The organism is Actinoallomurus sp. NBC_01490 (assembly GCF_036227085.1).
GTDB lineage: Bacteria > Actinomycetota > Actinomycetes > Streptosporangiales > Streptosporangiaceae > Actinoallomurus > Actinoallomurus oryzae.
In genome coordinates, this window is record NZ_CP109433.1 from 7,506,449 (window position 1) to 7,520,295 (window position 13,847).

General features: G+C 70.9%; 13 protein-coding genes. 4 read left to right on the plus strand and 9 right to left on the minus strand.

What is annotated here, in order from left to right; all coding sequences use genetic code 11:
- Positions 1 to 16: 16 nt before the first annotated feature.
- Complete coding sequence (locus tag OG417_RS34695; protein ID WP_329237794.1) at positions 17 to 148, minus strand: hypothetical protein; 132 nt, start codon at positions 146 to 148, stop codon at positions 17 to 19.
- A gap of 336 nt (positions 149 to 484) precedes the next feature.
- Between OG417_RS34695 and OG417_RS34700 the strand changes: the two genes are divergently transcribed.
- A protein-coding gene (locus OG417_RS34700; protein WP_329237797.1) for an IS3 family transposase occupies positions 485 to 1,701 on the plus strand; the annotation gives its coding sequence in 2 pieces (ribosomal slippage) (positions 485 to 794 and positions 794 to 1,701; 1,218 coding nt in all).
- Here OG417_RS34700 and OG417_RS34705 read toward each other — a convergent pair.
- The 3 genes from OG417_RS34705 to OG417_RS34715 form a co-directional block, all read right to left on the minus strand.
- On the minus strand, positions 1,677 to 3,011 hold the full coding sequence (locus OG417_RS34705) for an ATP-dependent nuclease (RefSeq protein ID WP_329237801.1): 1,335 nt from the start codon (positions 3,009 to 3,011) through the stop codon (positions 1,677 to 1,679). The two genes, OG417_RS34700 and OG417_RS34705, sit on opposite strands and share 25 nt — an antisense overlap.
- A gap of 345 nt (positions 3,012 to 3,356) precedes the next feature.
- Positions 3,357 to 3,938 (minus strand): carboxymuconolactone decarboxylase family protein, encoded by a 582-nt coding sequence (locus OG417_RS34710; protein ID WP_329237804.1) that lies wholly within the window; start codon positions 3,936 to 3,938, stop codon positions 3,357 to 3,359.
- Positions 3,939 to 3,940: 2 nt separating this feature from the next.
- On the minus strand, positions 3,941 to 4,261 hold the full coding sequence (locus OG417_RS34715) for a hypothetical protein (RefSeq protein ID WP_329237807.1): 321 nt from the start codon (positions 4,259 to 4,261) through the stop codon (positions 3,941 to 3,943).
- A gap of 214 nt (positions 4,262 to 4,475) precedes the next feature.
- On the opposite strand from OG417_RS34715, the gene OG417_RS34720 reads away from it, so the two are divergent.
- The 3 genes from OG417_RS34720 (at position 4,476) to OG417_RS34730 (ending at position 6,781) form a co-directional block, all read left to right on the plus strand.
- Positions 4,476 to 4,817 carry a YciI family protein gene (locus OG417_RS34720; RefSeq protein WP_329237811.1) on the plus strand — a complete coding sequence of 114 codons (342 nt, stop codon included), beginning with the start codon at positions 4,476 to 4,478 and terminating at the stop codon, positions 4,815 to 4,817.
- A 4-nt stretch (positions 4,818 to 4,821) separates the two neighbouring features.
- Complete coding sequence (locus OG417_RS34725; RefSeq protein ID WP_329237814.1) at positions 4,822 to 6,015, plus strand: RNA polymerase sigma factor; 1,194 nt, start codon at positions 4,822 to 4,824, stop codon at positions 6,013 to 6,015.
- A gap of 214 nt (positions 6,016 to 6,229) precedes the next feature.
- A complete protein-coding gene (locus tag OG417_RS34730) occupies positions 6,230 to 6,781 on the plus strand; it encodes a right-handed parallel beta-helix repeat-containing protein (RefSeq protein WP_329237817.1) in 552 nt (183 codons plus the stop codon).
- Positions 6,782 to 6,874: 93 nt separating this feature from the next.
- Here OG417_RS34730 and OG417_RS34735 read toward each other — a convergent pair whose 3' ends face one another.
- From OG417_RS34735 to OG417_RS34755, 5 genes are all read right to left on the minus strand, one after another.
- A complete protein-coding gene (locus OG417_RS34735; RefSeq protein WP_329237820.1) occupies positions 6,875 to 8,116 on the minus strand; it encodes a serine/threonine-protein kinase in 1,242 nt (413 codons plus the stop codon).
- 64 nt (positions 8,117 to 8,180) lie between these two features.
- Positions 8,181 to 10,517, minus strand: coding sequence for a bifunctional serine/threonine protein kinase/MFS transporter (locus OG417_RS34740; RefSeq protein ID WP_329237824.1), 2,337 nt, complete (start codon positions 10,515 to 10,517; stop codon positions 8,181 to 8,183).
- A gap of 134 nt (positions 10,518 to 10,651) precedes the next feature.
- The gene (locus tag OG417_RS34745; RefSeq protein WP_329237827.1) at positions 10,652 to 11,629 is read right to left on the minus strand and encodes an NAD(P)/FAD-dependent oxidoreductase; all 978 of its coding nucleotides are present in this window, start codon (positions 11,627 to 11,629) and stop codon (positions 10,652 to 10,654) included.
- A gap of 77 nt (positions 11,630 to 11,706) precedes the next feature.
- Positions 11,707 to 12,891, minus strand: coding sequence for an FAD-dependent oxidoreductase (locus tag OG417_RS34750; RefSeq protein ID WP_329237830.1), 1,185 nt, complete (start codon positions 12,889 to 12,891; stop codon positions 11,707 to 11,709).
- Positions 12,888 to 13,808, minus strand: coding sequence for a sulfotransferase family protein (locus OG417_RS34755; protein WP_329237833.1), 921 nt, complete (start codon positions 13,806 to 13,808; stop codon positions 12,888 to 12,890). Before OG417_RS34755 ends, OG417_RS34750 begins: the two co-directional genes overlap by 4 nt.
- Positions 13,809 to 13,847 lie beyond the last annotated feature (39 nt).

The following is a 13,847-nucleotide window of genomic DNA, read 5'->3' on the forward strand; positions in this document are numbered from 1 at the left end:
AAGACGGGTGGCCCCGCTACACCCCTCCGGCCGCGCCGGGCCGCACAAACTCCAGGACGCGGTCGAATTCCTTGATCAGGTCGGCGGGCACCTCGTCACGGGTGTTCAAGAGTTCCGCAAGCCGGGCCACAAGCCTGGGCTTGCGCACGGGCTCCCCCGACCGCGTTGGAGGAGCTCGACCAGTCTCTGGCTGAACTTTCCGTTCCCCCGCAGAGCCGTTATCGCTGCAGGTGTCCATGGTTTCCCGTCAGAACGGGGCCAGAATTTGTCTGCGGTTTCCGCCCACTGCTGGTCGGTGAAGAGTTCCTCCAGCTCATTGGGAGCGCCGATGTAGGCGATGTGTTCGGCGAGGATGCCGTGCTTCTCAAGATTCTCGCGCTTGAACAGGCTCTGTTTGCGACTGTCCTTGTCGGGGCCTCCCCCTGAGGTGTGGACACCCTGAGCGCCCTGGATCATGGAGGTCTGGGGGTGAGAGGGGTCCTGCGTGGCGATGAAGGTCTACTCAGAGGAGTTCAAGGCCGACGCGGTGGCGTTGTATCTGTCGGATCCGACCGCGACGTACGCGTCGGTGGCCAAGGACCTGGGCGTCAACCGCGAGACGCTGCGGTTGTGGGTCAAGCAGGCCCGGCGGGCGGGGCAGGCCGGCGACCAGGCAGTGGACCGGCGGCGGGAGGCCGATGCCGGGCCGGTAGCCTCCGACGCCGTGCTTGAAGAAGAGAACCTGCAGCTCCGCAAGAAGGTGCGGGAGCTGGAGGCCGAGCGGGACATCCTGCGCCGGGCGGCCAAATATTTCGCGGGAGAGACGAACTGGTGAGCCGCTTCCAGTTCGTTGATGACCACCGGGAGCTGTTCAGCATCAAGCGGCTGTGTCATGTCCTGGACGTCTCTCGCTCGGGCTACTACCGGTGGCGTGAGACCCGTGCTGCCCGGGACGAGCGGCGTCGTGCCGATGAGGCGCTGGCGGAACAGATCTGGCGGATCCACGCCGCACACGATGGGACGTACGGGTCGCCGCGCATCACGGCCGAGCTGCGCGATGCCGGCCAGAAGGTCAACCACAAGCGCATCGAGCGGGTGATGCGGATCTTCGGGATCGTCGGGGTGTATCTGCGCCGCAAGGTCCGCACCACCGTGCCGGCCCCGTCGTATCAAAAGGTGCCGGACCTGATCAGGCGGGACTTCACTGCCCCTGCGCCGAACCAGCGGTATGTCGGTGACATTACTTATCTGCCGGTCGGTGGTGGCGAGTTCTTGTATCTGGCCACGGTGATCGATCTGTGCTCCCGGCGCCTGGCCGGCTGGTCGATCGCCGATCACATGCGCACGGAACTGGTCATCGACGCGCTGGAGGCCGCAGCCCGCACGCGGGGCGGGGGCCTGGATGGCGCGATTTTCCACTCGGATCACGGGGCGCAATACGCCTCGGCGGACTTCGCCGCCGCCTGCGCCCGGCTCGGCGTCATCCAGTCGATGGGCGCGGTGGGCACCAGCGCCGATAACGCCGCAGCCGAGGCGTTCAACGCCAGTCTGAAGCGAGAGACCCTGCAAGGCCGGCAGCGCTGGTCAACGGCCCGCGAGGCGCGGCTGGCGGTGTTCCGGTGGGCCACCCGCTACAACACAACCCGTCGGCACTCTGCCCTTGGCCAGACCAGCCCGATCAACTACGAACAACTGTCCTATACGGTGACACAAGCCGCATAACAACCGGTGTCCGCACTTCGGGGGGAAGCCCCGTCGACGAGCACGAGTACCGGCTTGCCCATCCCCCGCAAATGCTCGACCAGCTTGAGGACCGTACCATTGCCACCGGAGTCGAACAGAACGATGCCGACTTCCTGAGTGCGGCGCCCGGTGACGAGCCGAAACAGCCGGGGAAAGGCCGACTTTTCGGACTCTCCCTCTACCAGGAGGAAGCATCGCTCGAACAGAACTGTGCTGGTGCTCAGCCCGAGTTCCTCGGCGAGCTGGCTGATGAAGGTGTCGCAGTCATCCGTCGCGTCCCCGGACAGCTTGTGAACGATCGTCACCCCGTCCTTGAGCTCAAGGTGGACGACGTTCTCCAGTGGAATCTGGTCGATCATCTGGACGGAGTGCGTCGCGACGATGCTCCGGATACCGGGATTCGTGCACTGGTCGCGGACGAGCTCCATGAAGCCACGTTGGCGGACGTAGTCAAGATGCGTGTCCGGCTCGTCGTACGCCACGATCACCGATGCGCCCCGGCCGGTCGCGGAACGCAGCTGATCCTGAGACCACTCCCAGATGGCTTGGACCAGCTGACGACGCCTTCCCGCGCCCACCTCGTCAAAATCGATCGGGCGGCCGTCTCGGCGCGCGATGACCTGCACGTCGGACAGCGCATCGCGAAACGACACCTGCGGTTTGATCGATACCTCGCTAAGGCCGTCGCAGCGTCGCTCGATCAGTTCACAGAGTTCATCGGCCTTCCCTGCCAACTCCGCCTCGGTCGAAGCCTGAAGTTCCTCCACGCGCTGGACGAACTTGTCGTCCTTCAAGATGCCCTGGTACGTGAACTTGAGCGCCGTACGCAGCTGAGCCCTCGTGTCCGTCACGTCGACACCGGACAGATAGCGGTACTTCGGCAGGCATCCGATCATCTCGTCGGACGCCTGGACCCAGTCGAGACACTGCTCACCGTCTGCGGCCAAAGGCCGCAGGCTGCGCAGGAAGCTCTCCTTGGCGTTGGCCGCGCCATCCGGCGCGACACCGAGTGCCTGCGCGGTCTCCCTGAGCTTCGGCAGGTTCATGAACTCCAGGTCGCGCAACCGGACGTCTACAGGAACCTGGCACTCGACCTGGTAGTCGGTCCGGGCGGAGTCCCGGACCGCGACGCGACGGATGCGGACGGTCTCCGGAAGTCCCAGGTTCCGCTGCTCTTCCAGACTCAGGAGGAACTCGCCGGTGACGCTGAACTGCTCGCATGCCGCGCTGCCCACGCCATCCAAGAAGTCCGCCTCCAGAGCTCGGTGAGCGCCGAGCAGAAAGGCCAACGCATCGAGAGTCGCACTCTTCCCGCTGTCGTTCCGACCGGTCAGGACCGTCGGCGTACGCACAGGGATCCCACCGATTTCATGAAGCGACCGGAATCCATTCACCGAGAAGGAACGCAGCTGCATCGGATCGGCCCCCAACCATCGTCACGGCCTGCAACGCTCCCTCCCCAGCGCCACGGGCCCCCCGTCCTCTCACATGGTGGACTGTCGCATCCGCCACAAGCAACCCGTTTGCCTCATCAGTCACAGCGGCGACGGACTGGTTTTTTCGCCTCTTTTGGACAGTGAGAGCTTTTGCGAGGTAATACCGGTATGTGGGGATTGGCGCCGTGACACGCGGCGCTATCGGTATCCGCGCTTGAGCAGGTACTTGGCGCCGGCATCGAAGCCCTCCGGGCTGAGCATCGCGAAGCCGAAGGCGTCGCCGAGCCGGCCGGTCGTGTCGAACGCGGCGCAGACCGCCAGTGCGTCCTCGATCTGCCGGGGTGAGACGCCGGTGGCGAGCACTTCCCGCACGTCCTCGGGGCTCAGCGTGCCGTCGGCGGTCAGCCGGCCGAGCATCCGCAGTGTCGCCCGGAGCGGCTCTTCGACCGGGGCCGATTCGAGGTCGGCCAGCACCGCCGCGACCCGTGGTCCGTCCTGGTACGCCCGGCTCGCGGTCGCGGTGTGCGCGCCGACGCAGAACGCGCTTCCGTTCACCTTGGACACGTAGGCCGCCATCAGCTCGCGGTCGCCCATCGACCAGGCGGACGGGCCGCGCATCGCCTCGTGGGTGAACTCCTTGGCCCGGGCGCCGTAGAAGTCGGGGCGGTAGAAGACCAGCCTGGCGGCGTCCGGCATCGGGTGCCCGGAGAACAGCCGGACGAGAGCGAAGAGCAGCTTGGTTCCGGGCCGGTAGCCGCGGTTGAGGATGTCGAGTCGCATGGTCAGGCCTCCCCGTCGGCGGTCGCTTCGGCCAGGGCCGCCAGGCCCGCTTCGTACAGCCGGGCGGAATGACCGACCGCGGCGCACACCACCAGCTCGAAGAGCTCGTCCTCGGTGCAGCCCGACGCCTTCGCCACGGCGAAGTCCTCCTCGGTGACCTGCGCCGGCCCGTCGACGACCTTGCCGATCAGCGCGTCCAGCGGCGGGGCGAGGCCCTCGCCCGCGAAGGCACGCGCTCGCTGCTCGGCCGATGCCCTGCCCGGCCCGTTCAGCACGCGATCCACCAGGGCCTGGTGCGCTGCTCGCTTCCTGTCATCCGGCACGGCTTCCTCCGTCTCCTCTGCGGCTCGGTCGTCCCGCCCTCATGTACCTGACGATCGGCGGACCGCCGGACAGGACAGAGGGCGCGGGAACCGGGCGAATATTCTCCTGGCTGTTGTCCCATACTCCGTTCCGCCGATCGTCTTACTGGTGAACGGCGGCGTCCGAGCCGTGCTGAGAGCGCCGCCGGCCGGCGACACAGGCAGGGGAAACGAGATGAAGTACGTGCTGTTGTTCGTGGAGACCGAGCAGTTCGCCGCCGACCTGGACGCACTGAGTCCGGCCGAGCGGGAGCGGGCGTACGCGCGGGTCGACGAGTGGTTCGCCACGCACGCGGACAAGATCCGGGGCGGCGCCAAGCTTCGGTCGGCGGAGACGGCGACGACCGTACGGCTCGACCGCGGCGAGCCGGTCATCGTGGACGGGCCGTTCGTGGAGGGCAAAGAGGTGGTCAGCGGCTACACCGAGATCGAGGTCGCCGACCTGGACGAGGCACTGCGCATGGTGGAGACCTGGCCCGCCTGCCCCGTCGTCGAGATCCGCCCGATCGAATCCTGAACCGGTGACCGACGCCTCGCACGACCGGCTGGCCCGCGTGATCCGGCAGCACGCGGGACAGTTGGCCGCCTCGCTGATGCACGTCACCGGCGGCGACTTCGCCACCGCCGAGGACCTGGTCCAGGACGCCGTGCTGGCGGCGCTGCAACACTGGCCGGCGGAGGGGATCCCGGAGCGGCCGGGCGCGTGGCTGTTCACCGTGGCCCGGCGCCGTGGCCTGGACGTGCTGCGACGCGAGGCCAACTACCGGACCAAGCTGGCGCAGCTGCGGTGGCCGGTCCAGCCCGACCCGGATGAGCGGTTGCGGCTGATCTTCACCTGCTGCCACCCCGCGCTGCCCCGGCCGGCGCAGATCGCGCTCACCCTGCGGGTGGTGTGCGGCCTGACCACCGCCCAGATCGCCCGCGCGTTCCTGACCGGCGAGGCCACCGTCGCCCGGCGGATCAGCCGCGCCAAACGAAAGATCACCGACGCCGGGATCCCGTACCGGATCCCCGAAGACGACCAGCTGGCGGCGCGGCTGGCCGAGGTCCTCACGGTGATCTACCTGCTGTTCAACGAGGGCTACCTGTCCACCGCCGGGCCCGCGCAGTCGCGCGACCTGGCCGAGGACGCCGAATGGCTGGCCGGCCTGCTGCACCGGCTCATGCCGAACGAGCCGGAGGTCGCCGGGCTGCTCGCGTTGATCCGGCTCCACCGCGCCCGGGCGGGAGGCCGTTTCGACCCCGCCGGCGGGCTGGTGCTGCTGGAACACCAGGACCGGTCACTGTGGGACCGGGAGGCGATCGTGGACGCGACGCGGCTGCTGACCCGCACCGCACGACGCCGGCGCCCCGGCCCCTACCAGCTGCAGGCCGCGATCGTCGCCTGTCACGCCGAAGCCGAACGCTGGCAGGACACCGACTGGGAACAGATCGTGCTGCTGTACGACATGCTGCTGCACCTGGCGCCCTCGCCGGTCACGCGCCTGCACCGGGCCATCGCCCTGCGCTACGCGACCGGGCCGCACGCCGCCCTGGCCGAGCTGGACGCCCTCGACGGCGAGCTCCGCGACTACCACCTCTACCACGCGACCCGCGCCGAGCTCCTGCGCCGGCTCGGCCGCCCCGACCAGGCCCGCGCCGCCGACCGCCGCGCTCTGGAGCTGACCGCCAACCCGGCCGAACAGGCCCTGCTCCAGCGGCGGCTCACCCTGTAGGGCGCTCCGGTCTCAGGTCATGAAAGTTTTCACGCTCCCGCGAGGGGCGTGACCTTCGTCGGCGATGCCTCTGACCTGGGGGAAACCCCTGTCGGCGAGAGCGGTCCCGACACATCTCCTGACGGTTCGTTGACGCCCTCTGTCCGGGAGCGCACGATGGGCGCCGTCGGAAAAGCGCGGCACGACCGGCGGCACCGGCGGCACAACGGTGACCGTGACCAGCGCGTCCCAGCTCACCGACTACGCGGGCCGCAGCGGCTCGTACGTCATCCGGGTGAACGGCACGATCTCGCTCTCGTCGATGACGAAGGTCACCTCGAACAAGACGATCATCGGCGTGGGCACCGCCGGCAGGATCACCGGGTACGGGCTGAACGTCAATCGGGCGAACAACGTCGTCATCCGCAACCTGACGTTCACTGACGGCACGGTACAACGCAACCCGCGCGTGCGCTTCGGCACTCCGGTGCACGTGCTCAACAACTACTACGACGGCAACAGCGGCTACGGCGTCGCCTCCACGTTCAACGCGGGCGTCCTCGTCGAGAAGAACTACTTCCAGGACGTCGAGCACCCGACGGTCGTCCAGACCGGTGACTCGCCCGAGGGCAACCTGCGGTTGGCCGACAACTACCTCACCGGCTCCGGCACCGCGGAGTCGCGCAACGCCTCGTCGGTGCCGAACGTGCCGCACTCCTACTCGGCGGACGCGGCCTCGAACGTGAAGTCGATCGTCACGGCCGGCGCGGGCGTCGGCAAGATCTGATCCCCCTCAGGACGAATCCCGGGCGGACGCGGTGTCCGCCCGGGTTCGCGGTCGAGAGATCACTCGGTCCGGGCGACGGGGACCGCCCCCGTCTCAGTGCCGGCCCTTGCCGTCTTTGCCGTGCTTGGCCCGCTTGGCTTTCTTGCCCGGGTTCCGCCGGTGGGGCGGGGCGTGGGTCGCGGGCCGGGGGCGCTTGGCCACCGGGCGCGGACTCGCCTTGGTCGGAGTGGCCGACGGATGCCGGACCGCCGCCGACGGCGACGGCACGGCCGCCGGCCGATGGTCGGAGGCCGGCCACGCGGTCCAGGTGACGAGGCCCGCGAGCAGGGCGAGGCCGCCCCCCAGCGCGAGCGGGAGCGCCCACCGGCGCCGTACGGGTGGGACCGGCTGGTCCAGGACCTGCGTGAGGCCCTCGCGCCGTACGCCCGGAACCGCCTGGTCGAGTGGCGTGTCGCCCGGGACGGGCTGGTCGAGTGGCGTGTCGTCCGGCCGCCGGGTGCCCGTCCCCGGATCGGCCCTCAGCAGGGTCGCCTGCTCGGCGACGGCCGCCGCGGGGTGTGGCCGCGCCGCCGGGTCCTTGGCGGTCAGCGCCCGGACCAGGCCCGCGAGCCCGGGTGGTACCGACGAGGGAAGCGGCGGCAGCGGCGTATCACGATGCGCCAGAACCACGGCGGTCGGCGGCCCCTCGTACGGCGGCCGGCCGGTCAGCAGCTCGAAGGCGATGATCCCGAGCGCGTACAGGTCGCTGGCGGCCGTCGCCGGCCTGCCGATCGCCTGCTCGGGCGCGAGGTAGAGCGGCGTGCCCATCAGCGTGCCGGTGCGGGTCAGCGAGCTGGCGTCCATCGCACGGGCGATGCCGAAATCGGTGATCTTGATCGAGCCATCGCCGCCCAGCAGGACGTTCCCCGGTTTGACGTCACGGTGCACGAGCCCCGCGGCGTGCGCGGAGGCCAGCGCGGACGCCACGGCGGCGACGATGTCGAGCACCCGGTCGGGGCTCATCGGCGCCTCGCGGGCGATCGCCGCGGACAGCGACTCGCCCGCCACGTACTCCATCACCAGGTAGGGCGGCTCCCCGCCGTCCCCCTCGCTGTAGTCGAAGACCTGGGCGATGCCGGGATGGGACAGGCCCGCCGCGTGCTGGGCCTCGCGGCGGAACCGCTCACGGAACTCGGCGTTGTCGGCGTACTCCCCGCGCAGCAGCTTGACCGCGGCCGGACGGCCGAGCCCGATGTCCTCCGCGCGCCAGACCTCACCCTGCCCACCGGCGGCGATGCGCTGCACCAGCCGGTAACGGCCGCCGAGTAGCCCGTTCGAACCCAGTGTCGAAGTCATAATCCGCGCACGATACCGACCTCGGCGGCCTACGGCCACGCGGCGTATGCGCTCCGCTGGGCGGTCACCGCCAGGGAGCCGGCACCGGCGGAGCCATCGGTGCGTACGCGGGCGGCGGGCTCGTCTCCTCCGGCGGCCGGTTCCTCAGCAGCAGAGCCGGTCCGGCCGCGACGATTCCGATGACCCCGGCCACGAGCAGCGGTGTCCCGGCGACCCGGAACAAGGGCACCGACAGGGCGCTGCCGAGCACCAGCCCGGCCTGGATCAGGCCGCCACCCAGTCCGGCCAGCCCGTCCGGTGGCTCCCCGAGGATGGCCGTGGCCGCGCCGGTCACCAGCGCACCCAGGCCGGCGCCGAGCAGCGCGACCACCGGAAGAAGCAGCAGGTAGGTGCCGCCCTTCGCCGCCGGGTACGCGGCGAGGGCGGCCACTCCGGTGACCGCACATCCGCCCGCCAGTACCGGACCGGGGCCGAGCCGCCCGGCCAGGGCGCCTCCCGCCAGCGCGCACACCAATGCCATCAGCGCGAGCGGCACCAGCCGCGCACCGGTGCCGATGAGGCTGAATCCCCAGTTCACCTGCAGGCGGTAGCTCACGTACGTCATGGTCAGGAAGGCGGGGCACACGCCGAGCGCGAGCACCGCGGCCCCACCGGACGCCCGCAGCGGGAGCGGCGACGGCCGTACGGTGAGCGCCAGGACGACGCAGGCCACCCCGAGGACGACGGCGACCGCCAGTGGCAGGAGAGTTCTGACCTGGAGCCATCCGATGCCCTGGTGCCGGAGGCCGTAGGCCAGCAGCGGCGCCATGAGGGAGAGCAGCACGACGCCGAGGGCGCCGTTCTCCGGCCCTCGCGACCGGGACTCGCGCGTGCCGATGAGGCCCAGCACCCCGGCGACCACCAGCGGCGCGAGCAGCGCCAGGAACATGATGCGCCAGCTCAGGTACTCCACGATCACACCGCCGACGAGGCCGCCGCCGGTCATGGGCACGACGACGGCCGCCGCCCACGCCCCGAGGGCGAGCAGGCCCCGGCGGCCGGGGAACATCTCGCGGACCATCCCGAGCCCGACCGCCAGCACCACCCCCGCGGCGATCCCCTGGAGGAGCCGCAGGGCCAGGAGACTCGTCTGCCCGGGCACCAGCGCCATCGGCACCGTCGTGACCGCGTACGCGGCCAGACCGGCGAGGAAGACCTTCTTCCGGCCGACGGCGTCGGCGATCCGGCCGGCCGGGAGCACCGCCGCCACGAGGGCGAGCTGGTAGTAGTTGCCGAGCGCGGACAGGAAACCGGTGCTGCCGTGGAAGCCGGCGGCCAGGGCCGGATAGGCGGCCGACAGCATGGCGTCGCCGAGGATGACGGTGAACGTCGCGAGCGCGACCGCGAGCAGCGCGAGGCCCGGCACGCCGGGCTGCTCGCGCCGGGGCGAGGTCACCGGCCCCGCCCAGGGCGCGAACGCCGGGGGCGGCGGCATCCCGGCCGGGGCGGGCGGGGCCCACCCGGGCGGCCGGGTCGACGGCAGATACTCGGCGGTGACGGCCGATGCCCCGGCGGCGAGGATCGGCGAGGTCTCCGTCGTGGCGGCGGCCTGTCCCGGGACCGCCCGGCCGAGCAGGCTCAGCAGTACGTCGGTCGCCGCCGGGCGGCGGGCCGGGTCCTTGTTCAGGCAGGCGTTCACGAGTGAGGCGAGGGGCTGCGGCAGCATGCTCACGTCCGCGTCGACGTGCAGCACCCGGTGCATCACCGCCGGAATGGAATCCGCGCCGAACGGCGACCGCCCGGTCGCGGCGTACAGGATCGTGCTGCCCCAGGCGAACATGTCGGCGGCCGGCCCGAGCGGCGCACCCGCCACCTGCTCGGGCGCCATGTACGCGGGGGTGCCGACGACCTGGCTGGTCAGCGTGCCCGGGGCGTCGAGAGCACGCGCGATGCCGAAGTCGATGACCCGTGGCCCGTCCGGGCTCATCAGCACGTTGGGCGGCTTGAAGTCGCGATGCACGATCTTGGCCTCGTGGATCGCGGCCAGCGCCGTGGCCGTGGCGATCGCCAGCCGCAGGAGATCATCGCCGGTCCGCGGTCCCTGCTCGCGGACGAGCTCCTGCAGCGACGGGCCGTCGACGTACTCGCTGACGATGTAGGGCGTGTCGCCCTCGGCATCCGCGTCGAGCACCCGCGCCGTGCAGAACCCGGCGACCCGCTCGGCCATCGACAGCTCGCGCACGAACCGGCGCCGGGCCGCCTCGTCACCACCCTGTCCGACGCGCAGCAGCTTGACCGCGACCTGCTTCCCGTCGGGAGCGCGTCCCTGGAAGACCACGCCCTGGCCGCCCTCCCCCAGCCGGCCGACGAGTTCGTAGCCCCCCAGGCGCTGAGGATCTTCCGGCCGCAGAGGACCCGCCATCCGCCTTCACCTTTCATCCGGCCCGTCCCATCCCGCCCCGATTCGATCACATTCGGGGTGGTCGATGGTGCTCGTTGGACCGAGCCGGCGGCCGACGGGGACAGCCCGTGCCCGCGCGTCGCGATGACACGCGTTCATTCGGCGGAGCGCACCGCCGCGCCGCGGCGGTACTCCTCGACCGCCGCGGCGGTCTCCTCACGGACCATGTCCCGGTTGACGGCCGCCGCCGCCACCGCGCCCATGCTCGTCGCGACGATGACGGACGCGTGGTCCCTGACGACGTTGCCGGCGGCCCACACTCCCGGCACGCTCGTCCGCCCCGCCACGTCCACCAGCACGGTGCCCCCCTTACCGAGGTCGCAGCCGAGCGCGGTCAGCAGGCCGTCCTGCGTTATCCGCCGAGGCGACGTGAACAGCACCTGCCGCGATACCAGCCGGCCATTGGCCAACTCGACGCCGGTGAGCCGTCCCGCGTCGGTGACGATGCGCGCCACCGGACCGGGCGCCACCTCGACACCGCGGGCCGCGAGCCGCTCCTGCTCGGCATCGGTGAGGTCTTTGTCATGCGGGAAGAAGATGATGTCCTCCGACCACTGCCGCACGAGCAAGGCCTGCTCTACCGACGCGGGCCTGCCGCCCAGGACGCCGAGCGGCTGGTCGGATGCCTCCCAGCCGTCGCAAAAGGGGCAGAACAGCACATCGATCCCCCATCGTTCGGCGAGTCCGGGAATGGGCGGCAGTTCGTCCCGCAGCCCGGTGGCCACCAGGATGTGGCGAGCCATCAGCACCGAGCCGCCGGCCAGCCGGACCTGGAAGTGCCCACCCTCTCCCGCGGGATCGATCGCCAGGACTCGATCAGTGATGCGGGTGACGCCGTAGCGAGCGAGTTCCGCCTCACCCCTGGCCAGGAAGTCCGGGGGAGATATCCCGTCCCGCGTCAGGAATCCATTGATCTGCGTGGCGCGCGCGTTCCGGGTCGGTCCGGCACCGACCACGGCCGTTGGCCGCCGCGTCCGGCCGAGCACCAGCCCCGCACTGAGTCCGGCCGCGCCGGCGCCCACCACCACGACGTCGTAGGATCCGCCGGTGGGCCGGTCGGTACCTGTGGTCATCGCACCCACCTCCATGCTGTTGAGCTCTATGTGGTCGAGATCGCCGGCCGCCGTGCGGCGGCCGCCAACGCCTCCTTTTACGCACGACCTGCCGTCATCGCGACGGAAGTCGCCACCGCCTCGGCGCTGTAGCGGAGCATCCGCCGTTCGTAGTCGGCCTTCGCCGTGACCAGATCGTCCGCGCCGCGGGCCACCGCCTGGAGCGTCGTGGTCAACAGCGCGGCGTCGCGGAACGTGGTGTTCGCGCCGAGCGCCCGGCCCGGCGGCATCACGTGCACGGCGTCGCCGAGCATGGTCACGCGCGGTGCGCTCCAGCCGTCGATGGCGGGCGCCGCCCGGACCGTGATGGCCAGCAGCGTCGAGACGTCGGCCCCGCCGACGATGCCGTGCAGCACCGGATGCCAGCTCGCCGTCTGCTCGCGGGCGATGCGGTGCAGCGTCCCGGGGTCGGCGTCGCGTAGCTCCTCCAGGCCCAGCGGAGCCCGCGCGATCGTCCCGCCGAGCGTCCACATGAGACAGTCGGGCAGTTCGGTGATCGTCAGGCCCGGCGCGATGTCGGCCGCCGCCTCGCTGAACGCCCGCCGTTTGCGGAATGGGCCGATGCTCATGCCGATTCCCTCGGGGCTGAGCACCCGGCTGAAGCCGGCAAGAACGCCACCGGGGATCGACCTGCCGATGTCCCGGTCGATCGCCGTCCGGCCGTAGATCGCCCACCGCAGCTCGGCGGGCCGCATGTCCGGCAGGACCTGGCCGCGCACCGCCGAGGCGACGCCGTCGGCGCCGACGAGCAGGCCGGCCGCCACGGCGCCGGGATCGCCCGCGATGTCCACGGCAACACCGTCGTTCAGTTCGCGAAAGCCCGTGACCGGGCGGCCGAACGCCACCCGGTCGGCCAGTTCGTGCAGGAGAATCTCGCGCAACGTGTGGCGGCAGCAGCTCAGCGATCCGCCGGCGGCCGGGACCGACTGCCGCTTCAGCGGCCGCAGGTTCGCGTCGTAGACGGCACTTCCCTGGTAGGGCCGTGCGGCGGTCGCCGTCACAAGGGTGAACAGCCGATCCGGCAGTAGCGATCGCAGCGCCGCCAGGCCGGCCGGGCTCAGGCTGATCCGGTGTCCCTGATAGCGCGCGTTCGCGGTCGTCTCCCGCTCGTAGACCGCCACGGGGATGCCCGCGGCAGCCAGGCCGTGCGCCAGCGCGAGCCCGCCGAGCCCGGCCCCGGCGATCACCACGGTCCCGTGCGCCCACCCCGCCACGGCGGTCACCGATATCCGAGCAGCGCGGCGAGCCGGGCGTACTCCCGCCAGGTGGTGTGATCGAACCCGACCTCGGGGTCGTAGCGCATCGGCGGCGGGGCCGGCACCGGACGCAGCACCGGATCGTCGAGAAAGCCCGCATCCCCACCGCCCAGCCGGCCCGACTCGCCGCCGCCGGTGAAGGGCCACCGTGACACCTCGCACATGTCCCGCAGGATGGTGTCGTCGACCTCGACCTCCAGCCAGCGCAGCACCCGCGGCAGGTGGCGGAGCGGATCACCGATCAGGTCTTCAGCGCGGATTCGCAACCATCGCTGTGGAGGCAGCGCGTCCAGCGCCACGACGGCGTTGGTGTGCTGGCGGTACCAGGTCCACCAGCAGTGCGTGAGGGTGCCGCGTCGCTCCGCGGCGGTCGGCCGGCCGCCGCCGATCCGTGCCCGGTGGCCGGCCATGGAGACCGCCGTGCTGTGCGGATGCCTCGTCAAGTGCAGGTACCGGGCTCGCGGATAGGCCTCCAAGCAGCGCTTGAGCGCGGTCGGTGTGTTGAGCGTGTCCGGCGACTTCTCCATCCCGATTCGCGGCCGCACCGCGTCGAGCAGATGGTCGAGCAGCCGCGTGGTGGGCCAGTCCACGCGGTCGGCCAGCCATGTGCGGGCCCGGTTGATCGCCGCCTCGTCCTGGCCGCCATCGTGGATTTCGGCGACGGCGCGCAGAATGCCGCTCTGCTGCGCGGACCGCCAATCGGGCGGCAGGTCGAGCTGTTCGTGCGGGCCGAGCAGCCCGCCGATCGTGTCGGCGGTGAAGATGAGCAGCTCCGGGAATCCGTACAGCAGCGGATGGCCGGACAGCAGGGCGATCGCGACGGTGGAACAGGACCGGGCGGGGGCAAGGATGAAGACGACATCGCGGTCGCTGCTGGGCGGCATCGCGGCTCCTTGGGTCGCTGGGCCAGAACGGGCGGTCGC